Source organism: Pseudoalteromonas sp. C8 (assembly GCF_011378685.1).
Taxonomy (GTDB): Bacteria; Pseudomonadota; Gammaproteobacteria; order Enterobacterales; family Alteromonadaceae; genus Pseudoalteromonas; species Pseudoalteromonas arctica.
Genome location: NZ_WTKT01000006.1, coordinates 1 through 23,812, shown reverse-complemented (window position 1 = coordinate 23,812; position 23,812 = coordinate 1). Strand labels below are relative to the sequence as shown.

Sequence of the window (23,812 nt, the reverse complement as noted above, 5' to 3'; positions counted from 1 at the left end):
TTTATTTATTTTCGCCCACTTTATTAAGTACGTGCTGCACTGCTTTTTTGTAGCTTTGCGTTTCTTCACTCGCGCACGTTACTACAGATTCTAAATCATGAAGATGGCCGTTTTCTAAACCATAAACCCAACCATGAACGCTTAGCTCTTGGCCGCGCTCCCACGCATCTTGCACAATGTTAGTACGGCATACATTACGCACTTGCTCAATTACATTTAGCTCAATAAGGCGGCTTAAACGTTCGCTTTCTGGCATTGCATCAAGTTGTTCAAGATGCTTTTCTTTTACATCCCCTACATGGCGTAGCCAATTATCAATAAAGCCAAATTTTGCATTGTTTAAAACGGCTTGTACGCCACCACAGCCATAGTGACCTACTACCATGATATGTTTTACTTTTAAAACCTCTACAGCGTACTGCATAACCGACAAACAGTTATGGTCAGTGTGTACAACTACGTTTGCAACGTTACGATGCACAAATAATTCGCCTGGTAATAAATCAACTATTTGATTAGCAGGTACACGAGAGTCTGAACAACCAATCCATAAATACTCTGGATTTTGTTGCATAGATAAAATTTTAAAAAACTCAGGATCAGCTTCGCTTGTACGTGCAGCCCAACGTTTATTGTTATCGAATAAATTTTTTAACTTTCTCATTGCATCTCTTATTAAGTCGAGGACGGAAATTTAATGGATATTAGCAAGAATCAAAATATTACGAGGCGTTAACTGCTTTTCACAAAACGTTTTAACGCTTACTTGATAGCCTTGCTGTTGCAAATATAAAGCACGATCGAGCACAAGCCAAACTTCAATTGCTCTTCTGAACACATGTCGAACCAGTTCAACTCGGTCAGTTATTTTTTTTCGAGCAACACCAATATCTAAATATTTATTATAATCAGTATCTTGAGGTAGGTTTATTGCCTTTTTATCTGCAGCCCATGCACAAAATGATTTAAACGAATCTGAGAATATAGCTTTGTTAACCGAAGGGACGCTTACATAATATTGCTCGCCAGTAATCGATTTTCTAAGTGCGTCAAAACCAAGTCGCCATTCTAGTTCTGTTTTACGTACTTTTTCCAGACGAGAAGGCGCTGTAACGGTTTCTTGTAATGCGAGCTTTAAATCGCGATGCGTTAAGTTAAGCTCGCTTTTATTTGCAACCTCACTCATTACACGGTACTCATTAGCCGTAAATAAATGATAGCAACAAGGTGAAAAGCTAATTTGCTGTACTTTCGCTAAACTTGCTTGGCGCATAAATGCTTGGTGCAAACCACCACATGCGTGTAGCGCTACGGCATGCATATCAGCATTAAAAAATTGAGTGATATCCTCTTTTAATACATCTGCTTGGCTAAAGTGCATTGCCAAGCCTTGTTGCTGTGCACTTTTTTGTCCTTGCTCGCATAAGCTTTGTTGCAGTTCAATACTATGCACATCACTTGCGCCATTAAAAGCAAGCATTCGCCCTAAGTGTCCTTTACCCGCACACCACTCTAAAACTGGTTGCTTAGTATTAGGTAGTGCAGATACAAAATCTTGTAACTGATCAAACTTACGACCTTTAATGCCGTTACTTATCCAAAACGGATAATCAGATCGAGAGTGTGCAGAGCTAGGTAACTCACATAACTTAGCAAGTTCATCAAGTTGGTTTATGTGTTGGCTAAAAAATTGGTATAGCTGATTTTGATCGTTATCAAGAACGGTTACCTGATCATCAGTTAGTTCGTTAAGTATGCCTTGCAGCTCTGGCCAAGGAATAGTGTCAAAATCAAATGCGGTGCACTGCCAATACTGACGATGGCGCATTAAAAGTGAATCAAGTGCAAAAAATTGCTCGGCTAAAGTCATAACAGCTTAAAAAATAAAAAGACAATTAATTATATCAGCTCAGTGAGCTCTCATTAAGCAGTTATTTTTGGCTAAAAATCAGCCGTAAATACAAAGGTATTGAAATAATACTCACCAGAATCGCTGCTATGAGCATCCATGATAATTGCATCTTTTCAGGCTCTTGGTATTTATAAATAAAGTGAGATTTCACTTCGTCAAATTCGTTTTGCTGTATGCCATATAAGTCAGCAATTAAACGCCACTTTGCTATCGACATATGCCCTAAACTGGTAGTGGGTGGGGTTATATAACTTTTTAGTACTTCAGCCTCAAAGGCGAGCTGATGAAAGCTCTTACTCGGTGCATAGTTTTGCTGGGTGACTGCAATGGCTTCATCCATATTCATCATTGCATAGCGCCAACCTTTTAGGCTCGCTTGGTAGAATTTTTCGACCGTTTGTGGATTTTGCTTAAGCATGTTTTCGCTGGTAAATAAAATGTCGCTATATACATCCATACCATAACGCTGTGGGCAAACAAGCCGATGAGCTACGCCTTGTTGAGTCATATAATAAGGCTCTGTAGTAACATAAACTTGCATAGCATCTAGCTTGTTTTCAATCCAAGCCTGGTTAAAATTTTCGCCATTGTAAACTTTGAGTTTATCTACATCAACGCCACTGCGTTTAAGCATAATAAGTAGCTCGGTGCCATCATTTTTGCTCACCGCAGTGATACGTTTATTAACAAAGTCACGTGGATGAAAAATATCAGACGTGTCTTTAACCATCCAACAGTAAGGTGAAAATTGTAATAAGGCAGCCATAGCAACAAGAGGTTGGCCATTAATACGTTGCTGTAAAATACCAGAATGCCCTACACCAAATTGTGCTTCACCACTGGCCACAGGACCAAAGGTATCAGGTTTCATTGGATTAGCTTGTTTAATAGTTACATCAAGGCCCGCTTCATTATAAAAGCCTTTTTGCTTAGCCATATAGTAGCCAGCAAACTGAAACTGATGTGTCCATTTTAGCTGTAATGTGACTGATTCTTGCGCCGCGATATGGCTGCAAAAAAAGCACAATCCAATGATTAATCCTTTAAATAGCAAATAGGTGTCCTCAAAAAGTATGACGATTACCTGTAACTATATGTAAAACGTGTAATAAAGCAAGCACCCTAGTTAGGTGCCTGCCTTTAAAGATAGGTTATACTGAGGCGAGTTTTTCGGCTTTTTCTGCTTGCGGTTTTGATGTTAAAAATTGGGTAAAACACGGATTTTGTGTTTCATCTTGTACACTGTAACCTAAGCGATTCAAATGCTCGTTAAACATCCCATACTGACTCGGCTCAATAGCAAAACCTGCCAGTACATTCCCCATCGAACCACCGTGATTACGATAATGAAATAAGGTAATGTTCCAATTGCTGCCTAAAGTATCTAAAAAGCGTGCAAGCGCACCCGGATACTCAGGAAATTCAAAACGCAATAAACGTTCATGTAATTGCTCTGGTGCTTTTCCGCCAACCATATAACGCACATGTAATTTAGCGAGTTCGTTATCCGACAGATCGCAAAATTGATAATCGTTATTTGTTAAGTCTTGCTTTAACTCATTAAGCTCTTGCTCGCCTTGGCGCAGGGCAATACCCACAAATATTTGTGCTTCACCAGGTCCTGCATAACGGTAGTTAAATTCAGTAATAGCACGGCCACCTAAAGAAGCACAAAACTGTTTAAAACTGCCTTTTTCTTCTTTAATAGTAACCGCTAATAGCGCTTCGTTTTTTTCACCCAGCGCAGTGCGCTCTGCTACATAACGCAGGCGATCAAAGTTTAAATTAGCACCCGAAAGCACAGCCGCTAAGTGCAACCCTTTTAACCCCGACTGCTGACTCCACTTTTTAAGCCCAGCCGTTGCAAGTGCACCTGATGGCTCTGCTATTGCACGCGTAGATACAAAAATATCCTGCATGGCTGCACATATTTCATCGCTGGTAACGGTTACAACTTCATCGCAAAACTTTTGTGCTAAACGAAATGTTTCAGTGCCAATAATTTTAACCGCTACGCCATCGGCAAAACTACCAACGCGATCAAGCTCTACTGGCTTACCTGCTTCAAGTGCTGCTTGTAAACACGCACTTTCGTCGGCTTCTACGCCAATTACTTTTATATCTGGACGCAGCGATTTAATATAAACCGCCATACCAGCAAGTAAACCGCCGCCGCCAACAGGAATAAACACAGCATCAAGCTCGTTTAATTGCTGCATTAACTCGCGTGCTACAGTGCCTTGACCAACAATGACATCCGGATCGTCAAATGGCGGGACAAATATACCGTTACGCTGCTCTGTAAGCTCAAGCGCATATGCTTTTGCTGCATCAAAATGATGGCCATGTAATACAACTTCACCGCCAAGTGCGCGCACTGCGCTGACTTTTATTTCAGGCGTTGTTACTGGCATTACAATAGTTGCTTGATGCCCAAGGTGAGATGCACTCAATGCAACCCCTTGAGCATGATTACCCGCAGAAGCAGTAATAACCACTGAGCCTTTAGGTAATTTATTTAATTTGTTATACGCACCGCGTAACTTAAATGAGTACACGGGCTGTTGGTCTTCACGCTTTAACCAAACATGATTACCTAGCTTTTTACTGAGTTCAGCCATTTCGCTGACCTCAGTAACTTTAGCCAAAGGCTCCATGTTTGCTTGAATAATAGCGCGAAAATAATCGAGCTCTTGAGAGACCATAATTAACTAAGCGCCTCCAATTTAGCTAAATCGCGCACTGCGCCTTTGTCGGCACTTGTTGCAAGTAATGCATATGCTTTTAAAGCTGACGATACATAGCGCTCACGATCAACTGGTTTGTATGCTAGTTTTCCGCGCGCTAATTGCTTTTGTTTACGTGCCTCAAGTTCCTCATCGCTCAGTGCTAAAGTGATTTCACGTGTTGCAATATCAATAATGATTTTGTCGCCATTTTCAACATAAGCAATTGCACCACCACTTGCCGCCTCTGGCGACACATGACCAATTGACAAACCCGAAGTACCACCCGAAAAGCGACCATCTGTAATAAGGGCACACTTTTCAGCTAAGCCTTTTGATTTTAAGTAACTCGTTGGATATAGCATTTCTTGCATACCAGGACCGCCTTTTGGTCCTTCATAACGAATAACAACGACGTCGCCGGCTTTTACTTCGTCGTTTAAAATACCTTCAACTGAATCATCCTGTGATTCGTATACAATGGCGGTGCCTTCAAAATGAAGCATTTCATCAACGACACCTGCACTTTTCACAACACAACCGTCAACGGCTAGATTACCCGAAAGGACAGCTAAGCCACCGTCTTGGCGAAAAGCATGTTCAACGCTTCGAATACAACCATTAACGCGGTCATTATCGCCTTCATCCCAACGACACTCTTGGCTCATTGCTTTAGTAGTTCGAATGCCCGCAGGACCCGCACGGTAAAATTTGCGCGCAACTTCGTTAGTTGGGTCGGTTGCATCCCATTTTTTAACAAGCTCAGCCATTGTTGACCCAGCTACATGATTAACCGACATGTCAACTAAGCCCGCTTTACCAAGCTCGCGTACAACAGCCATCATGCCACCTGCACGGTGGACATCTTCAATATGGTACTCTGGTGTTGCTGGTGCAACTTTACATAAAAACGGTGTTTTACGAGATAAAGCATCAATATGCGACATATCAAAATCAACGCCAGCTTCTTGCGCTGCTGCGAGTAAATGTAATACGGTATTTGACGAGCCGCCCATTGCAATATCAACAACCATTGCATTCATAAAGGCTGTTTTATTGGCAATTGCGCGTGGCAATACATCTTGATTATCTTTTTGATAATACTCACGACATAAATCAACAATACGAGCCCCTGCTTCAACATACAGTTGTTTACGGTCTTTATGAGTGGCAAGCGTGGTACCGTTACCCGGAAGTGCTAAGCCTATTGCCTCTAACAAACAGTTCATTGAGTTTGCAGTAAACATGCCTGAACACGAACCACATGTAGGACACGCAGAGCGCTCTACTTGCTCTGAATCTGCATCACTTACCGATTCATCTGCGCCTTTAACCATGGCATCAACTAAATCAAGTTTAATGTCGATGTTAGCAAGTTTAGTTTTACCCGCCTCCATTGGACCGCCCGATACAAATATCACCGGGATATTTAAACGTAGCGCTGCAAGCATCATCCCTGGAGTGATTTTGTCGCAGTTTGAAATACAGATCATCGCATCGGCGCAATGACCATTTACCATGTATTCAACCGAGTCAGCAATTAAATCGCGTGAAGGCAGCGAATAAAGCATACCGCCGTGTCCCATCGCAATGCCATCATCAATAGCAATGGTATTAAATTCTTTTGGAACGCCACCGGCTTGGGTTATTGTCTCACCCATAAGCTCACTAAGCTGATTAAGGTGTACATGCCCTGGTACAAATTGTGTAAACGAGTTAACTACGGCAATAATCGGTTTACCAAAATCAGAGTCTGTCATACCTGTTGCGCGCCATAATGCTCTTGCGCCTGCACGTTTACGTCCTTCAGTTGTTGTTGCACTTCTTAATTTAGCCATAGTTACCTCAGTTTTTGCCGCAATATAAGCGGGCATTCCTCATTCTAAAATTGGTGAATAACCGAGTGACTCAGTTACTCGTAAATTATTTTGTAATTCGTAATTACACAGCCTGTTGGTGCTGTAAATTTTGTAAAGTGACTTCTTTTACATCCACCAGCTTGTTTAGCTGGCTGGTTAATAGATGAATAGGTTTATCACTATCTACCGTCATGGCTACGTTGTATAAGCCATCATCCATATTGAGCTGAAAATGCGTTAGGTTAAAACCACGATGACGCACCACTCGTAAAAAGCGTTCTACCGCTATACTTTGGCTTTTTAATGCAATAGTTAGGCTGTGTTTCATTTTGCTTTCTCCGTCATCATTTCGTCGTTAGCAGCCCCAGGTGGTACAAGTGGCCAAACATTTTCTTTATCATCAATACAAGCATGTACTATGTACGGGCCTTTGCTGTTAACTAATGCTGTAATAGCATCATCAACTTGGTTAGCATGGGTAATTGTTTGCCCTGGAATACCAAATACAGCAGCTAGCTGCACAAAGTCTGGGTTATCCGAAAGGTTAGTTTCAGAGTAACGTCCTTCAAAAAATAGCTCTTGCCATTGGCGAACCATACCCAAGCGCTGGTTATCTAAAATTAATATTTTTACAGGTAAATTATTACGGCGAATCGTGGCCAATTCTTGAATATTCATCATTATTGAGCCATCGCCCGATACAGTGATAACAAAGTCATCAGGGCGTGCTACTTGTGCGCCAATAGCAGCCGGTAAACCAAAGCCCATTGTGCCTGCGCCACCACTGCTTAAATGATTGCTCGGGTGAGTAAACTTCATGTGTTGTGCTACCCACATTTGATGCTGACCTACATCGCAACACACAACGCCAGTTTTTGGCATGCGTTGGCTCAGTTGGTTTAATAAGTACGGTGCGTAAACCTTCTCACCTGGGTAATCGTAACGCCACGCGTGCTTAATATTCATTTCTTTATTTGTGTCACACCACGCTTTAGGTGTTACAAAGCACTCAAGTGCAGGTAACGACGTTTTTAAATCAGCAATTAATGAAGCTTTAGCAGGTTTTCGCTTACCTACTTCAGCGGCATCAATATCTAAATGAATTACTTTAGCTTTAGCTGCAAATTTAGCTAAGTTACCCGTTACGCGGTCATCAAAGCGCGCACCTATACACACAAGTACATCACATTCTTGCACGGCAATATTAGCGGCTTGACCACCATGCATACCTAGCATACCTAAGTAATGCTCGTAGTCAGGTAACACACTGCCTAATGCTTTTAGTGTTGATACAGCCGGCATCTGAGTTTTATTTAAAAACTGCATTAACTCGTCTTGCGCATCAGCGGCTTGTACACCACCGCCTACGTACGCTACAGGCTGTTTAGCCTCACTCAACAATTGATTAGCAATAGCAACTTGCTTTAAATCCAACTCAGGTAAGTATTCATCAGCTGCAAGCCAAGGCTTAAAAGGTACTTGCGCCATTTGAATATCTTTTGGGATATCGACAAGTACAGGACCTGGTCGGCCGCTTTGCGCTAAATGAATAGCTTCTTGTAATATCTCTGCTAAGTCTTCCGCTCGTTCTACCATGTAGCTGTGCTTAGTACACGAAAGCGACATACCTAGTACATCTATTTCTTGAAACGCATCTGAACCAATAGCTGCAGTAGGCACTTGGCCTGTGATCGCCAATAATGGCACTGAGTCCATCATCGCATCAGCAAGGGCAGTTATTAAGTTAGTTGCACCTGGGCCCGATGTTGCAAAACACACACCTAATTTACGCGTGCTGCGAGCATAACCAACAGCTGCAAACCCTGCTCCTTGCTCATGACGAGTAAGGTAGTGTTTGACTGGCGCGCCATACAGCGCATCGTAAATTGGCATAATAGCTCCGCCTGGGTAGCCAAATACTTCATTTACGCCGTGTTTGGCCAATAAGTCGATTGTTAGTTCTGCGCCTGTCATTAATAAACCCTCATTCCTCAGTGACAACCCAATTACATTTTTACGCTAAAAACTTTGCCCTTAAAACTAAAAAGCCCTCCGAACGGTTAAGTGCGGAGGGCTTTTTTAATGCTTAAGTTTTTAAAGCACTACGAAGCCCTCGCGGGAATAATCACCACGATAATAATCAGGACTAGGTTAAGTGCGTTTGTAAGCATGTAATTAATACCAAATTTTGTTCAATTATCGCGAAGGTTATTCCTTCGCTCTCTTCTTATATTAGTACCGCGCTAGGCCCTTTAAGTCAACACCAAAGTTAATCTAACAAAAAGACTAAAAGGCAATTTATCAGGTTTTAAAATTCATTATACAAGCTGGTAGTGGTTTTTTTATGCTCTAATTTTATTCTCAGAAATTCACTATTCTTATATCCCTTATTTAAGGTTTGATTAATTTTTAAGAATATTTTTATAAATAAAATTATTTATCACCTTCAGGTAATGCGTAGGTTCTCTTAAGCGACTCTTAAGTGTTGTTGCATAGCATGGCGTTGTTATTTTAAACGAGCCTAAATATGAACATAACTAGCCAAACACCAGCACAAAAAAAGCCAAATCGTAGTAAGCGGTTTTACATTCACTGTAGTGCAAATGCCTTTGTAGTAATGATTGCCTGTTATTACTGTTTAGTTATAAACATCCCTTTTATTCAAGGTTCGTTTAGCGCCATCACCTCATTGGCTTCCTTTTCGTGGCTATTTTTACTTTCAGTGCCACTACTTTTGCTATGCCTTTTAATTATTTTCTTTTCGATAGTGTCGGTTAGGTGGTTACTAAAGCCACTTAATTACCTTTTACTGATAATTTCGAGCGCCGTGCTTTACGGCTCATTAAATTACGGCGTCGTGTTTGACTATTCAATGATTCAAAACACGTTCGAAACAGATTCAAGCGAAGCGCTGAGCTATTTAAACCCGCAGCTCATAGCCTTTTTACTGTTGTTTTGTGCGTTACCAGTTTTTATATTAAGCAAAGTAAAAATACACTTTACTCGCCCTCATCAAGAAGCGATTAGTCGTATAAAACTTATTGTAGCGTGCTGCTCATTAATTGCTTTAGTGGTCGTAAACTTTTACGCCGATTACGCAGCCACTGGTCGTAACAACCGCATTTTGAAAAAAGAAATTATTCCGTTTCAATATCTCTCTAGCGGTTATAAATATATGCGCGATCAGCTGCTGTATACCAATATGGAATTTAAAAATATAGATGCAACACCCACTCTTATTGCGCCTAACACCACCAGCGTAACAGTTATGGTTGTTGGCGAAACCGCACGAGCAGAAAACTTTGCTTATCAAGGTTATAAGCGCAACACAAATTCTTACACACAAAAGTACAATGTGACGTATTTTAATAATGTGGCGTCTTGTGGCACCGCTACAGCTGTGTCTGTGCCGTGTATGTTTTCACTGCAAACACAAAACAACTTTGATCGATTAGCAGCCGACAACCAACAAAACCTGATTGATTTAGCACAACAAGCTGGCAGCGATGTACTGTGGGTTGATAATAACAGCGGCTGTAAAAACGTATGCACCCGTGTTGTTAACATTGATATCCCAACCACCCCATCAGCGCTTTGCGATGGAAAATATTGCTTTGATGAAGCACTTCTTGCTCCACTTAAACGCAAACTCGCTAATTTAAGCCAAGCTAACACCATTATTGTCCTACACATGATGGGCTCACATGGACCAACCTACTTTAAACGCTACCCAGATAAGTTTAAGCAATTTACGCCCTCGTGCGATAGAAGCGACATTCAAAACTGCTCACTCGATGAATTAGTTAATACCTACGACAACACAATTGCGTACAGTGATTTTGTTAACGCCCAAGTAATTGAGCAATTAAAAGCACTACCAAACAACATAGATAAACAGTTTTTATATGTCTCTGACCATGGTGAATCACTTGGCGAAGCCGGTGCTTATCTGCATGGTTTTCCGTATAACTTTGCACCTAGCACACAAACGCACGTTCCTCTTTATATGTGGGCTGATGAGCATAACCAGCGCATTACCAATACCTGTTTAGCTAATTTAGACACCACTGCTGCACGCTCACACAACAATATTTTTCACACCCTTTTAAATTTAATTGGCATTAAAAGCAAAACGTATCAGGCATCGCTCGATTTACTTGCTAGCTGCCAAACAACACCAAGCGAAATAAAAATATGAGTAATAAAACCGTTATAAAACGCCAAGGCTTAATGCGCCTTATTTTTACCTTAAGCCATTCTTTTAACGGCTTAAAATGGATGAGTCGATTTGAAGCGGCGTTTCAACAAGAGCTAGCACTGTTTTCGTTACTCGGTGTGTTTGTGTGGCTACAAGAAATTGCACTAAGGGATAAATTATTACTTAGTGCCAGCCTGCTTTTTGTATTATTTGCTGAGCTGGTAAATACGGCAGTTGAGGTTGTAGTTGATAGAATTGGCAGTGAATACCATGAGCTTTCAGGGCTCGCTAAAGATATTGCCTCTGCAAGCGTGTTTATAGCTATGCTAATTGCCGCACTTATTTGGTGGGCTGTATTATGGGCATAAAGCTAACTTTTATAGCTAAAATAACGAGGCTAATATTTAAAGTAATACCTAAGGTACAAAATGCACTTGGCCCTGTATGGATTTTTGTTGTATTTGCTGTTTTAGCACTTAGCTTTTTAACACTGGCTCGCTTTGGATTAAGTGTATGGCAAGGGGAGCGTGTATTTGGATCGCATGCGTGGTTATCTATATTTATAGGTGGTTTAAGAGTAGATATAGCCACTCTAAGCTACATTATTATGCCCGCATTACTACTTACCTTACTGATGCAAAGCGTAGGTTGGCAAAATAAAGTACGCGGCCTAATTAAAATTTACTTAGTGGGGATGTCTGCTTTACTCGTTTTTTTTGAAGTGATTACGCCTACGTTTATAAACGAGTACGACTTGCGCCCTAACCGCTTATTTATAGAATATTTAATTTACCCTAAAGAAGTCTCAAAAATGATTTTTTCAGGCTATAAGTTAGAAGTATTTATTGCTGTTATAGCACTTGTTTTAAGCTGTAAATTTGCAAGCAAAATATTTAGCAATCAATGGCAAAGCAAGTCATCACTAACAGGCTTAAACCAATCAATTTTAGCGCTTGTTTTAGTATGCTTAACTATTTTGGGCGCGCGTAACTCATTAGGGCACAGACCACTTAATCCCGCCATGGTCTCGTTCTCTACTGATCACTTACTTAACGACTTAACCCTTAACTCACTTTATAGCGTCGCATTTGCAGTTAAGCAACTCTCTAACGAACAATCAAGCCAAGACTATTATGGCAAAATGCCTACCGATGAATTACTTAGTATTGTGCGTAGTAACATGCAAAACACGCAAGGCACATTTAGTGATGTAACCGCCCCTACAAAAACGTTTCATGAAGCAAGTAATATAGGTAAACCAAAAAATCTAGTCATTATTTTACAAGAAAGTTTAGGTGCTCGTTATATAGGCACGCTTGGCGGTTTACCGCTTACACCTAATATTGATGCACTTTATAAACAAGGCTGGGGGTTTGATAATTTATACGCCACGGGTACACGTTCAGTGCGTGGAATTGAGGCAGTAATTACAGGGTTTACACCAACGCCTTCGCGTGCGGTTGTTAAGCTTGATAAATCACAGCGTGACTTTTTTACCATTGCTGATTTTTTAGCGAAGCAAAATTACAGCACACAGTTTATTTATGGTGGCGAAAGCCATTTTGATAACATGCGAAGCTTCTTTTTAGGCAATGGTTTTAAAAGTATCGTAGATACAAATAACTTTAAAAAAATAGATTTTAATGGCTCGTGGGGCGCATCAGACGAAGACTTGTACGACCAAGCCGACATAGAACTTACTAAGCTTAAAAATCAAAACAAACCCTTTTTTAGCCTTATATTCTCAAGCTCTAATCATAGTCCGTATGACTTTCCTGACGATAAAATAACGCTGTACGATAAACAAAAACAAACCCGTAATAATGCTGCCAAGTATGCCGATTACGCGCTGGGCACGTTTATCGAAAAAGCTAAAAAATCGAGCTACTGGGATGATACTGTATTTATAGTTATTGCCGATCACGACTCACGCGTATCGGGTTCGAGTTTAGTACCGGTTGATCACTTTAAAATCCCGGCCGTTATTTTTGGTAAAGGTATTACCCATAAACGAGATAGCCAACTAGCCAGTCAGCTCGATATTCCTGTTACTCTACTGTCTTTAATTGGCGCAAGTGGTAAGCACCCTATGATAGGTCATGATTTATCAAAGCCAATTAGCGACAACAAACAACGCGCAATGATGCAATACGACAAAAACTTTGCCTACATGCACGATAATAAAGTGGTGGTGTTACAACCACAAAAACCAGCAACCACCTATACGTATAGCAATAACCAGCTTGTGCCATGTGAAAACGATGAGCAACTAGTTAAAAAAGCCCTAGCCCACGCGAACTTAGGTAATCTAGCTTATACAAATGGTTGGTACCATTAGTTCTTATTCTTGCAGTGACTTGATAATAAAGCCTTGTTAAAGTAACAAGGCTATTTTTATAAACCGAGTAAACATGAAAATCCTCGTTATTGAAGACTCTGAAGCACTAAGACGCAGCTTGCAAGTTGGCCTTAGCAACCTTGGTTTTACCGTAGATGAAACTGGTGATGGCTCAGAAGGGTTGAGTATGGCACTGAGTGGAAACTACGACCTCCTCGTACTTGATTTAATGCTACCGAGCGTTGATGGCATGAGTATTTTACAAGCACTGCGCAGCAGTAATAGCCAAAGCCGTGTGCTAATTTTATCGGCACGAAGTGAGCCTCAAGATAAAATTAACGGCCTTATGAAAGGCGCTGACGATTATTTAACTAAGCCATTTTCGTTTGAAGAACTCCATGCTCGCGTCCTTGCATTACTTCGTCGTGGTTCACTGCAAAACCAACAAAATACCCTTACCGTAGGTGATTGCGTATTAGATCTGTCACTTAAAACTCTTCACTACAAGCAACATGCCATTGAGCTCACACGTAATGAATACAAAATAATAGAATGCTTATTTAACGCCCCAGAGCGAGTATTGGGGCTTGAGCTTATAAGTGAAGCGGTGGTAGGGCAGTTTGATATGCTCTCTAAAAATGCGCTTGAAGCACACATCTCAACCATACGTAAAAAAGTAAGACAGTTTGATGGCGAGCTCCCGATAAAAAATAAACGTGGATTTGGTTATGTCGCAACAACAAAATAAAAATCACTCAATAAAACGTAAACTCGTTAATAATATTAGCGCTGTGATCTCTGTTATTTTATTCACCATATTTTTAACCGTTGATCTAAGTGTTGATACTTGGGTGGAAGATCAGTTCAATCAGTCTCTAACTAACAAAGCTAACTACTTAAAAACCTTAGTTGAGGATGACAACAACGTAGTTGAATTTGATTTTGCTGGTGAGTTTATGTCGGAGTATGAAGCTGCAGATGCCACGGAGTTTTACCAATTATGGCATGGCCGTGATGTGTTTGAACGCTCGGACTCATTAGCGCTTTATGAAAATGCTAACCTACCTTTTTTAGAAATGCCGATAAACGAATCTAAAATTATAGATTACGAGCTTCCTAACGGGCGTGATGGCCGCGCACTTATAAGTCACTTTGTAGCCCAAAAAGACGATAGAAACCCCACTCACTCTGCTGTTTTTAATACCATGACTCTTGCGATTGCAGCGCCGACAGCCGAACTTAATAAAGTACTGATTATTATTGATGTGGTCTTTATTTTAACCTGTGTACTTGGTGTGTTTGGTGTGCGCTATTTAGTGACACGTATTGTAAATAAAGGCCTACACCCGCTACACAATTTAAACGATCAAATTAAGTTACTCGATATTACCGGTGTTGCGCAAACAATAGAAAGCGACTTTAAAGTAGAAGAAATAGAACCTATACGTAACGAGCTAAATAAGTTTATTACTGTTAATCAGCAACTCTATAGTAATGAAAAGCGCCTAACAAGCGACATTGCACATGAGCTTAAAACCCCAATAGCTGAACTCATAAGCCTTTCAGAAGTGGTTATTCGCTACCCTGACGATAAACGTATTAGCGACACCTATACCAGTGATGTACTTAATATTTCACAGCGCATGAAAACAATTGTTAGCAACCTATTACTGTTGCAGCGCTCAAGTAGCAGTACAATGCAATTGAATGCGCAAAATATCATTCTAAATAACTTAGTAAATCAAATTATTGATGAGCTGACCTTTAAGCACCCAAGTATTAAAGCGCGTTTAAATAATGAGATAACTGACGAGTTTACACTTAATGCTGACGAATTTAGTTTAAATACCATTTTGTGTAACTTAATCGATAACGCACTATTTTATGGACTTCCTGAGGCACCAATTAAATTAACTGCCGTAAATAACAGCACAAACATGAGCATCTCTGTTAGTAACAAAGTAAATAAACCACTAAGTGGTGAACAGCTAATTGCTATTTTTGACCCGCTCTATCAGCTAGATTCATCTAGAACTAATAACCAGCGCCATGGTTTAGGATTATCAATTGTACAGAGCTTATGTAACTTAAATGGCTTTACTATCACGGCCAGTAATACCGAAAGCAATACGTTAACGTTTATATTAACGTTACCTCTGAAGTAAATTTAGGTTAGTATTTACACTACTAACCTTCGAGATTTTAAGGACAAACCATGAATGCTCTTACCCGTATTAGCCACTTTTTTATTGTGGCATTGCTTATAACATTTAGCCTTAACAGCTATGCAGCTCCCGCCTTATATAAAATAGAAAAAAATGGCGTCAGCTCTTACTTATTTGGCACTGTACACGTTGGTGATGCCAGCATGAAAGGCTTACCTAAAAATGTAACCGATGCAATTAGCGCAAGCAAAGAAGTCATTGTTGAAGTTGATATAAGCAAACTTACTCCACTTGAAATGCAGCAGCGTTCAATGCCATTTATGATGCTAAGGGACGGTAAAACATTACAAACTGAGCTTTCAAAGCAAAATTATACCAAGCTAAAAGATTACTTTGCTAAAAAGTCGATTGATATTGCTATGTTTAATGGCTTAAAGCCTTGGGCTGTTATGGTGACTATGATGCAAATTGAATTTCAAAATGCAGGTTATTCAGATAAAACCGGCATAGACAAGCAAGTGCTTAGTTATGCTAAAGAGCATAATATTAAAATTGGCGAGCTTGAAACCCTAGAGCAACAACTGCAAATGTTTGATGGCATGGCGCTATTAAGCAATGAAATGATTGAAGAAACCTTTGAGCAACTCAGCGATATTAATACTTACTTTATCAAATTAGTTAATGCCTGGAAAAACGGGGATATGGATACACTAACCGATTACTACAACATGAGTTTTGATGACAGTAATTATGGTGAAATTAGCGAGCAAGTAATGCTAACTAACCGCAATAATAATTGGGTTAAACAACTCACACCGCGTTTAGCAAACGAGCAACTATTTATTGCCGTAGGCGCTCTGCATTTACCTGAAAAACACGGGTTACTTAAACAACTTCGAGATAAAGGCTTTAGCGTTACTCGTCTTTAAAATGAAAATGGGTTGAGTGATTTTTCGCTCAACCTTTCTCTGAGCTTTTAATGAAAGTCTTCCATTTTTAAGTAATTCTCTATTCCTTTAATTTTGTCTGCCGCATGATGATTTACATAAATCACAGTACTTGTATTGGCAGCACAAATTTTCTCTATTAGTAGCAGTACACGTTGCCTGTTTGCTTCATCTAAGCCCAAGCAAGGTTCATCTAAAATAAGTAACGTTGGATGTTTTACCATAGCCCGCACAATTAATAACATACGCTGATCGCCGTACGAAAGCTGGGTGAATGAGGTATTTTGTTTATCACTTAAACCAATAAATGCCAGCCACTGTTGAGCAATATTAACTTGTGCGTCGCTCGGCTTTTGATATAAACCTATGCTGTCATAAAAACCAGATATAACAGTATTTAAAGCCGATATACTTACGCGGTAATCCATATGTAGCGCGTTAGATATAAAACCAATATGCTGTTTTATATCCCAAATACTCTCCCCGGTTCCGCGTTTAAAACCGAACACTTCAATGTCATTGTTATAACACTGTGGGTTATCACCTGTTATTAAATTTAATAGGCATGTTTTACCTGAACCGTTCGCTCCAGTAAGCTGCCAATGCTGATGCTTTTTTATAGTCCAATTGAGATTTTTGAATATGCTTACATCACTGTAACTAACTTTAGCATTACTCAATTTAACTAAGGTATTACCGGTGAATGCCTTTTTCTCTTGTTCGGTATCAGGAGATGGTACATCCAATGAGGTATGTTCTAAATGAAGTAGTTTTAGTAAATCACTCAATTGCTCACTACTTGGCTTTGCTAAAGTATGTAACAAGCAACCTTGGTTTACATAGCCATAGTGAGTAATGAATGAAGGGATTTCGTCTAGGCGGTTTAGTACAAAAACAAAAGTAATCGTGTGGCTAAGCTCTATGAGTATTTTATTAAGTTGCTGGCAAGATTGTACGTCGAGTCCATCAAATGGCTCGTCAAGCACGACTAACTCACTATGGGAGCTGAGTGCTTTTATAAGTAGGAGTTTACGAGTTTCACCCGTTGAAAGTTCTCTAAAATGCCTATTTAGTAATGAGCTAAATTTAAATAATTCTATTAGCTGCGCTAATAACTCACCATTATTACTATGCTCTGCAAATATAAGGTCTTTAACGAGGCTATGCTTTTCATGCTCTAATTCTTGGGCCAGTAACTGTTTATGCGAATCTGAAGACACGAGCATAAGTTTATTAATACTACTTATACGCTTACCACTTTCGCACTTAGCTTCACCAACTAACGCAGCTGTCAGTGCAGATTTACCGGCTCCATTAGCACCTAGAAGCAGCCAATGTTCTCCTAGATTCACTTGCCAATCTAGGTTGCATATGTCGTAACGACTTTTGCCTTGCCCTTGTAAGTAACCATTAAATTGCTCAAGCGTAATTGACTGCACTAACTTTTCCTAATAAACCTTAAAACAGCAAGTTAACGCATATTAAAAGAGCTTAGCAAGCTTGTTATCTGCAAAATTAATTTATTTCACTAGGGCGTATTGATCTTTGTGGATTGAAATTTGTTCAATCTAGGGGCGATTAAATCGCGGCGCGAGGTTTGTAACCTAGTGGGCTCGATAACTGCTCCTGCGTTATTCTAATGGCTTACATCCATGTAAGAATAAGTCAAAACCGAGTAACAAAGAGTTAATCGTCCCTAGAAAGAACCCAATGGGCAGCGCATGTTTGGTATTTATGCTGCGTTATCGCCTATTTATGGGGAATAACCACACTACATAGGCTCTGCCTTGCCTAAAAACCAAACAGTCTGCTGCAAATTCAACTACCAAAGATCAACACGCCCTAACAACGCTAATACTATTTAATGCGTCTTTAATTGCTTGTTTATTTATTGGTTTATGAATATGAAGGTTAGCCCCGTATTTATAAGCTCGCTCTATATCATTTTGTGAAGTATTTGCTGTTATAACAATAATTGGCATTACTTTATTAAGATCAGAGCGTATTTTTTTAATCGCCTCAAACCCATCCATTACTGGCATATTTAAGTCCATAAAAACAGTATCGTATTGATTTTCACTCACCATATCGCACGCGACTTTGCCGTTTTCAGCGCAATCATAGCTTAAACCTAATAAGCTAAGTATGCGGGTCAGTAATATAGTATTTAATGGATTGTCTTCAACGACTAAACACTTTAGTTTGTCATTTATTTTACGAGGGTTTGGGAGAGCTTTACTGGCAATTATTGGTAAGTGCAAAGATACCAAAGCACCATGAGTTTTATTATTTGTAAAAGTAATTTCACCATGCAGTGCTTTTACAACGTATTGAACCCGGGTTAGGCCTGTTCTTAACCCTTGAAAGTGATTAGTTTGTTTAAATGAGTCAAATTCAAGACTGGTAATCTTCTTCGAAAAGCCACTGCCAGTGTCACTCACCGCTAAATGAAATTCATCATTTAAAAGCTTAGCTGAAACAGTAATTTCACCCTCTGTCGTAAACTTAATAGCGTTACTGATTAATTCTGTAAGCGTATGCTGCAAACGTTGATGATCCAATTTACATACACAATTTAATGATTCATCTAAACAACTAACTAGTTTCAGGCCTTTTTGCTGACAAGCATGCTCGTAAGCCATTAGTACTTTATTACACGACTCTAGAAGGTTTTCATTTTTAAATTGCGGTACCCACTTACCTGTACTTAAAGCTTGCAAGTCCTGCAGTTCATCTAATATAGCTATTAACCTAAGTGCGCAGTAATTAGCTTGGGTTTTAACGCTTTGCTGCGTATCAGAAACCTTTAACTCCTCAATAGACGTAATAAGACCCTGTAAAGGAGTTCTAAATTCGTGACTTGCTCTGGCAATAAAATGCTCTTTATTTTGACTCACTTGTTGAGCGAACTCTTTTTGTTTTTGGTATTTAGACAATGCGTTACCTATTTCTTTTTCCATTGGCATAAATACAAATCTTAACTCTACAAGTAGTAAAAACATCGCCATAAGCCAAAATAATAATTCAAGGTTAGATACCCAGTTTAATTTTTGGACAGCTTGCTCTTCAAATAAATTCACTGCATGATCTAGTTGCTTTAATAGCTCTTCAACCTCAGTTACAGAGAATATACGCTTATCTACTTGGCCTTGTTGATAAAGCAAATTTTCCGCTTGCTGGATATATGTTGCAACTTGGGAATCTAGTTTATGAGGAGCTAACGTATATAGCTTAATAAGCTTAGGTGTAAGGTACTGATACTCTCCATTAGCATTTTTTGAAAGTAAGTAATTATGAGTTTTTTTGAATGATACGACTGATGCCTTTAACGCTTTAGTATGCTCAGAAATATTTGTTGCCGATAATAATAACTCATTACTATGCCAAGCTATTTTTTGAGAAAGCATTCTCTGCTTACCAGCCATATTTATTATTTTGGCGTCGTATTTTTGCACCGAAAAATAATACTGCATAAGTGATGCTGATGTGCTTATTAATAGTGCTATTGCTATTAATGCCCATCGGTAACGAGTACGGATATTCGCGACAACTTTAAACATACTAAGCCCTGTTTTTGTTTTAAGTGTAGCTCAATTTTTTAGAACTAATAAGCAGCTTAAATAATGATTATTAAATAAAAAAGCCCAACTAAAAAGTTGGGCTAATAAAATAAAACTATTTAACTATCTATTTTCTAAACGGTTATAGTCGAACATTCCATATTCTATCCCACGATATTTTTTAGCTGTATCGTGCAATATATCGCTGTATTGCCAAAACTGTGGATGAGTACGTCGAATACCAAACTTAGATTTCAATGCACCATAATCAGCTTCTATTTGCATCATAGGCAATTGCTCGGCAAAAGCATTTACTTGCTGCTCGTTATTTAAATACCAAATAGCTGCTGGATAATCTCCGATAAACCCAGGAACAATAGTCGCGGTATCTTCATCATAAGCACGTTGGCCATCTTCGTTTAATAAACTAGATATATTGTAGTGCGCATTATGATGAATAATAGTGTAGCCCTTATGGCTATAATCTTCTTGCTTTACAAGTATAAAAGAAAGCTGAGGCAATAAGTTAACCGCTTTTGCTGGCATGTTACTTATTACATTTAACGGCTTTGGCACTTTAGTGTAGTTGTATTTTTCACTTAAAACTGGCGCTAAGGCTTCTTTCATCAAGGTATATAGTTCATGCTGTGGATCATCAGTTTCATAGTTAATACCACTGGGCTGGCTAAATTCTCGGTTACTTTTAAAGAACTTAGATAAGTCAGGTGGTGAATTACGGTACCACTGCTTTTTGATTTGATTACGCTTGTGCTCAGGTAATAGAGCTAAAAAGTTTTGCTCTCCCTCTAAACGTAAAAAATCCATATATAAACGTGTAACCAATTGATGACCTATATTTCCGTATACATCAAAGCCTGCCACAAGCAAATAATGAATACGTTCAAATAACGCATAATCAAGTATCCACGTGGTTTTAGGCTCTTGACCAATAAAACCTTTAACAACAGTTGCACTATCAAAATGGCGGAAAATAGTCAGCGCAGCATTTTTATTATGCCCATCACCTTTCCAAAGCAAGTCAGTTGTAAGATGCTCGCCACCTTTAAACATTTCGTTAGCAAGCTCAACTTTTGCCTGTAAGTATTTTTTCTCACGAACTGAATATTTAACCCAGCTAGAAATAGGTAACGCATTGCTTTCCTCTGCGGCAGGAAGTTCTAGCGCTTCTTCATGTTGCATTAGCATTTCCCCTACAGCAGGAGTCGCAACCTTATCAGGATCAGCAAATGCCACCCAAAAGTGATCATTTATAACATTTAAAGCAATCTGACCACGACAAACAGGCCCTTTTATAAAGCCCATAATAATTAACTCTGCTTCATCAAGCATAAATTGATATTTAGAATTAATAGGAATAACTTCAAAAGTTTTAAATGGGTTAGATGCTGACTTAGGCTCATAACTCGGCATTTGCGTAACTTTATAATCTGGCGCAATAAACTGCTCGTACAAACGCAGTAATTTAGTTTCATTAAGCTCAAGTGGTAAATGCGTTTTAGAAAGTATGGTTGTACGCTCTTGCATAAAACGATAATAAACACGGCTAACTTTAGGGTCATCGTATGGACGACGCGTATTAATTAACTTTATTTCCTCACCAGGAGGCGTACTTGAGCGAACTAGTTTAAAAAAGCTTTGTGGGTTTTCTGACGTAAAATAAATATGTGCTAAAAACCAATGTTCATAAATATAACGTGCTGATAACTGATACTTTAAGTTATCTTGATTTAAAAATGCTTCCCAGCCCTTTATTTTATTCTGATCATACTTACTTGGTGGCTCAATATGTGACATTTTACCGCCATTTTTAAGCCAGTTCTGTAAATGATTAAACTCTTCGCGCGAAACCCCAGGTAAACCATAAGGCATACCGCCATGAGGTTGCTCGTCAGCTAATCGGTCAAACTCCCCCATTGTTGCACAGGTTTGCGAACGCCCTAATGAAAAATCAAATTCATCATCTAGCACTTCATTAGTTGGTAATTCATAGCTTTGCTTTAACACTAAACTATTAAATAACACACTGCCCGCTAAGTTTGCTTCTTCACTTTGTACGCGCTCATTTAGCACTGGCGTAAAGTTTTTTTCTCGCCATTGCTGTGTATTGGTTGCATCAAACAATAAACGGCTTGGGGTCGTTGCCAATAAACGAGTTCCATCGTAAACGAGCTCTTTACTCAAACCTCGATCAATACCTTCAGGGGATGAGAGCTTAAGCTGGCAAGGTGCGTCGTAACAACCATGGCAAACGACGCAGCGGGTATCGAGTACTGGTTTTACGTTTTGTAAAAAATCAGCTCCAGCAAGGGTAGAATGTGGAACGATACGCTCTTGCGCTTGCTCTGGTCCAAATAAATCATCGTAATGTGCATTACCTAAGTAAGCACAACCACTAAGGATAATTAATACAAATGTACTTATTATTATTTTTTTCATTCGTCCTCGTCACCTAAATCGAAGGTGGGCATCATATCCATTTGAGGAGAAACGAATGTTTTTTGACCTTCAGTATTCAAAACAATACTTAAAAGAGGCCCATGCGTTAATGTTATCTGCGCATCATGCTCTTGCTCTAATATACTTAAATACAGAGAATCAGTTATAAGCAACTCATAACCGCTAACGGTAATAGCTACACTGCTATCTTCACTTGGATTTTGGCAAATTTGAGCAAGTAACTCATCATCAAGTCCAATTGATATTTCAAAATCAGGCTGCTCTAAATCTCTATTACTTAATGATTCATCTAATAGAAATAAAGGAAGGGTTAAATTGCTATCTTGTTCAAATTCCATTGCGTTCTCTGCACTTTCTGACGATTTAATTGGCGAGTATTATAACAAACTAGCGAGTAAATTAACGCTAAAGCTAATGTAACTGTTTAAACGTCATCTATAACAGATTCGATCACCGAAAATACACCACCTTGAGGATCGCATATAACACTAAAACGACCAACATCGGGGATATCTGTTGCAGGAACACATACTTGTCCACCTAAGCTAGCGGCTTTATTTACTGCCGTATCGCAGCTCTCTACTGCAAAATAAATCATCCAATGAGCAGGAATATCTTCAGGCCAGTCGCTTGTCATCTCAAGCATACCGGCAATTGGCTGTCCATCAACCAAAAATAAAGTGTAGTTCATACCTTCCATTGGCTTTATTTCACTTTCCCAGCCTAGTAAAGCACAGTAAAAATCTCTACTTACTTTACTATTTCTGGTTGCTAACTCATGCCAATAAGGCGTGTTTAATTCACCTAAGTACTTACAACCTTTATGCTCATTGCCTTGCCATAGTGCAACAGTGGCACCTACAGGATCTTTTAGCATCAACATTCGTCCTGCATTCATAACATCATGAGGACCGGCAATAACTTCAGCACCTAGTTCTTTAGCTTTTAGCGCACAATCATCAACATTGTCGACGGCAATGTAAGCGCCAACCAATGACTTGGGATCCCTTCACTAATTTGCTCTTTAGGCATTTCATACATAGCGGCTATATCACCACCTTGCTTTTGTAGCATGGTGTAATATATGTCCTCCCCAATAGGTTGATCGTCATACCCCCAATCAAATAATGATGTATAAAATGTCTTACCTTCTTTCCAATTGTGTGTACAAAGTTCTGACCAACAAAAAATGCCATGTGGATGATTATCAATTTCACTCATTATTAAACCCTTATTATTCTATTTTTATCTAAACGAACTATGTCACATTTTATAAACTACATAATTGAACAGATCATAAATTGAGATTAGAGCAATAACTAAGCGGAGTCGATAAAAGAAGGGCAAGAATTCGTTATTCAGTTGTTTCATATATGAGGCTTTTAACGCAGTTAGCGTCAGATTTAATCCCTCAAATTGATTAAATATTATTGCTGATCGATATAAATGATTTACTAAGAAGTCCTTCGCTCTAGCGGAATCCCTGAATCACTTTTTTGAAGACGTAAAAAGCCCGAATCATTAGATTCAGACGCTCTACAATATAAAGTCGGTACGCTACGCAGTATATCAGCGTCGGGAGTCGCTATGCTTGCCCGCCCTGCGTGCTAGGTGTTGATGTGAGTGTGT

17 protein-coding genes and 1 pseudogene are annotated in these 23,812 nt (G+C 39.3%); 6 read left to right on the top strand and 12 right to left on the bottom strand.

Annotated elements, in window-relative coordinates:
* Position 1: 1 nt before the first annotated feature.
* The 7 genes from can to ilvG form a co-directional block, all read right to left on the bottom strand.
* Positions 2-664 carry a carbonate dehydratase gene (can, locus tag GQR39_RS07410; protein WP_007582103.1) on the bottom strand — a complete coding sequence of 221 codons (663 nt, stop codon included), beginning with the start codon at positions 662-664 and terminating at the stop codon, positions 2-4.
* A gap of 30 nt (positions 665-694) precedes the next feature.
* Positions 695-1,870, bottom strand: coding sequence for a methyltransferase (locus GQR39_RS07405; RefSeq protein ID WP_165735252.1), 1,176 nt, complete (start codon positions 1,868-1,870; stop codon positions 695-697).
* 61 nt (positions 1,871-1,931) lie between these two features.
* Positions 1,932-2,966, bottom strand: coding sequence for an ABC transporter substrate-binding protein (locus tag GQR39_RS07400; RefSeq protein ID WP_024591429.1), 1,035 nt, complete (start codon positions 2,964-2,966; stop codon positions 1,932-1,934).
* A 97-nt stretch (positions 2,967-3,063) separates the two neighbouring features.
* Positions 3,064-4,617: a threonine ammonia-lyase, biosynthetic gene (gene ilvA / locus GQR39_RS07395; protein WP_165735251.1), complete on the bottom strand. Its 1,554-nt coding sequence runs from the start codon at positions 4,615-4,617 to the stop codon at positions 3,064-3,066.
* Positions 4,618-4,619: 2 nt separating this feature from the next.
* Positions 4,620-6,476 (bottom strand): dihydroxy-acid dehydratase, encoded by a 1,857-nt coding sequence (ilvD, locus tag GQR39_RS07390; RefSeq protein ID WP_165735250.1) that lies wholly within the window; start codon positions 6,474-6,476, stop codon positions 4,620-4,622.
* Positions 6,477-6,579: 103 nt separating this feature from the next.
* Positions 6,580-6,825: an acetolactate synthase 2 small subunit gene (gene ilvM / locus GQR39_RS07385; protein WP_010553831.1), complete on the bottom strand. Its 246-nt coding sequence runs from the start codon at positions 6,823-6,825 to the stop codon at positions 6,580-6,582.
* Positions 6,822-8,471 (bottom strand): acetolactate synthase 2 catalytic subunit, encoded by a 1,650-nt coding sequence (gene ilvG / locus GQR39_RS07380; RefSeq protein ID WP_007582116.1) that lies wholly within the window; start codon positions 8,469-8,471, stop codon positions 6,822-6,824. The genes ilvM and ilvG overlap by 4 nt, the downstream gene beginning before the upstream one ends.
* Positions 8,472-9,024: 553 nt before the next feature.
* Between ilvG and GQR39_RS07375 the strand changes: the two genes are divergently transcribed.
* The 6 genes from GQR39_RS07375 to GQR39_RS07350 all read left to right on the top strand — a co-directional run bounded on the left by GQR39_RS07375 (position 9,025) and on the right by GQR39_RS07350 (position 16,127).
* Entirely contained in the window at positions 9,025-10,695 is a 1,671-nt protein-coding gene (locus GQR39_RS07375) for a phosphoethanolamine--lipid A transferase (RefSeq protein ID WP_165735249.1), read from the top strand.
* Positions 10,692-11,063: a diacylglycerol kinase gene (locus GQR39_RS07370; RefSeq protein WP_165735248.1), complete on the top strand. Its 372-nt coding sequence runs from the start codon at positions 10,692-10,694 to the stop codon at positions 11,061-11,063. The genes GQR39_RS07375 and GQR39_RS07370 overlap by 4 nt, the downstream gene beginning before the upstream one ends.
* Positions 11,054-13,033, top strand: a complete 1,980-nt coding sequence (locus tag GQR39_RS07365; RefSeq protein WP_206007792.1) for an LTA synthase family protein — start codon at positions 11,054-11,056, stop codon at positions 13,031-13,033. The genes GQR39_RS07370 and GQR39_RS07365 overlap by 10 nt, the downstream gene beginning before the upstream one ends.
* A gap of 73 nt (positions 13,034-13,106) precedes the next feature.
* Positions 13,107-13,781 (top strand): response regulator transcription factor, encoded by a 675-nt coding sequence (locus GQR39_RS07360; protein WP_007377292.1) that lies wholly within the window; start codon positions 13,107-13,109, stop codon positions 13,779-13,781.
* Positions 13,762-15,198: a HAMP domain-containing sensor histidine kinase gene (locus GQR39_RS07355; RefSeq protein ID WP_165735247.1), complete on the top strand. Its 1,437-nt coding sequence runs from the start codon at positions 13,762-13,764 to the stop codon at positions 15,196-15,198. Before GQR39_RS07360 ends, GQR39_RS07355 begins: the two co-directional genes overlap by 20 nt.
* Positions 15,199-15,248: 50 nt before the next feature.
* The gene (locus GQR39_RS07350) at positions 15,249-16,127 is read left to right on the top strand and encodes a TraB/GumN family protein (RefSeq protein WP_165735246.1); all 879 of its coding nucleotides are present in this window, start codon (positions 15,249-15,251) and stop codon (positions 16,125-16,127) included.
* A 47-nt stretch (positions 16,128-16,174) separates the two neighbouring features.
* Here GQR39_RS07350 and GQR39_RS07345 read toward each other — a convergent pair whose 3' ends face one another.
* The 5 genes and pseudogenes from GQR39_RS07345 to GQR39_RS07325 all read right to left on the bottom strand — a co-directional run bounded on the left by GQR39_RS07345 (position 16,175) and on the right by GQR39_RS07325 (position 23,404).
* Positions 16,175-17,584 carry an ATP-binding cassette domain-containing protein gene (locus tag GQR39_RS07345; protein WP_165735245.1) on the bottom strand — a complete coding sequence of 470 codons (1,410 nt, stop codon included), beginning with the start codon at positions 17,582-17,584 and terminating at the stop codon, positions 16,175-16,177.
* 393 nt (positions 17,585-17,977) lie between these two features.
* On the bottom strand, positions 17,978-19,705 hold the full coding sequence (locus GQR39_RS07340) for a response regulator (RefSeq protein WP_165735244.1): 1,728 nt from the start codon (positions 19,703-19,705) through the stop codon (positions 17,978-17,980).
* A gap of 123 nt (positions 19,706-19,828) precedes the next feature.
* On the bottom strand, positions 19,829-22,162 hold the full coding sequence (locus GQR39_RS07335; protein WP_165735243.1) for a fatty acid cis/trans isomerase: 2,334 nt from the start codon (positions 22,160-22,162) through the stop codon (positions 19,829-19,831).
* Entirely contained in the window at positions 22,159-22,521 is a 363-nt protein-coding gene (locus GQR39_RS07330; protein ID WP_010553841.1) for a hypothetical protein, read from the bottom strand. Before GQR39_RS07330 ends, GQR39_RS07335 begins: the two co-directional genes overlap by 4 nt.
* 86 nt (positions 22,522-22,607) lie before the next feature.
* Positions 22,608-23,404, bottom strand: a pseudogene (locus tag GQR39_RS07325) (VOC family protein).
* Positions 23,405-23,812 lie beyond the last annotated feature (408 nt).

Bases quoted from the DNA above. Each gene is read 5' to 3' on its own strand.
- GQR39_RS07330 (WP_010553841.1), bottom strand. From the start codon at position 22,521: ATGGAATTTGAACAAGATAGCAATTTAACCCTTCCTTTATTTCTATTA.
- ilvD (WP_165735250.1), bottom strand. From the start codon at position 6,476: ATGGCTAAATTAAGAAGTGCAACAACAACTGAAGGACGTAAACGTGCA.
- GQR39_RS07405 (WP_165735252.1), bottom strand. From the start codon at position 1,870: ATGACTTTAGCCGAGCAATTTTTTGCACTTGATTCACTTTTAATGCGC.
- GQR39_RS07375 (WP_165735249.1), top strand. From the start codon at position 9,025: ATGAACATAACTAGCCAAACACCAGCACAAAAAAAGCCAAATCGTAGT.
- GQR39_RS07355 (WP_165735247.1), top strand. From the start codon at position 13,762: ATGTCGCAACAACAAAATAAAAATCACTCAATAAAACGTAAACTCGTT.
- GQR39_RS07370 (WP_165735248.1), top strand. From the start codon at position 10,692: ATGAGTAATAAAACCGTTATAAAACGCCAAGGCTTAATGCGCCTTATT.
- ilvG (WP_007582116.1), bottom strand. From the start codon at position 8,471: ATGACAGGCGCAGAACTAACAATCGACTTATTGGCCAAACACGGCGTA.
- GQR39_RS07350 (WP_165735246.1), top strand. From the start codon at position 15,249: ATGAATGCTCTTACCCGTATTAGCCACTTTTTTATTGTGGCATTGCTT.
- can (WP_007582103.1), bottom strand. From the start codon at position 664: ATGAGAAAGTTAAAAAATTTATTCGATAACAATAAACGTTGGGCTGCA.
- GQR39_RS07360 (WP_007377292.1), top strand. From the start codon at position 13,107: ATGAAAATCCTCGTTATTGAAGACTCTGAAGCACTAAGACGCAGCTTG.
- ilvM (WP_010553831.1), bottom strand. From the start codon at position 6,825: ATGAAACACAGCCTAACTATTGCATTAAAAAGCCAAAGTATAGCGGTA.
- GQR39_RS07335 (WP_165735243.1), bottom strand. From the start codon at position 22,162: ATGAAAAAAATAATAATAAGTACATTTGTATTAATTATCCTTAGTGGT.
- ilvA (WP_165735251.1), bottom strand. From the start codon at position 4,617: ATGGTCTCTCAAGAGCTCGATTATTTTCGCGCTATTATTCAAGCAAAC.
- GQR39_RS07340 (WP_165735244.1), bottom strand. From the start codon at position 19,705: ATGTTTAAAGTTGTCGCGAATATCCGTACTCGTTACCGATGGGCATTA.
- GQR39_RS07365 (WP_206007792.1), top strand. From the start codon at position 11,054: ATGGGCATAAAGCTAACTTTTATAGCTAAAATAACGAGGCTAATATTT.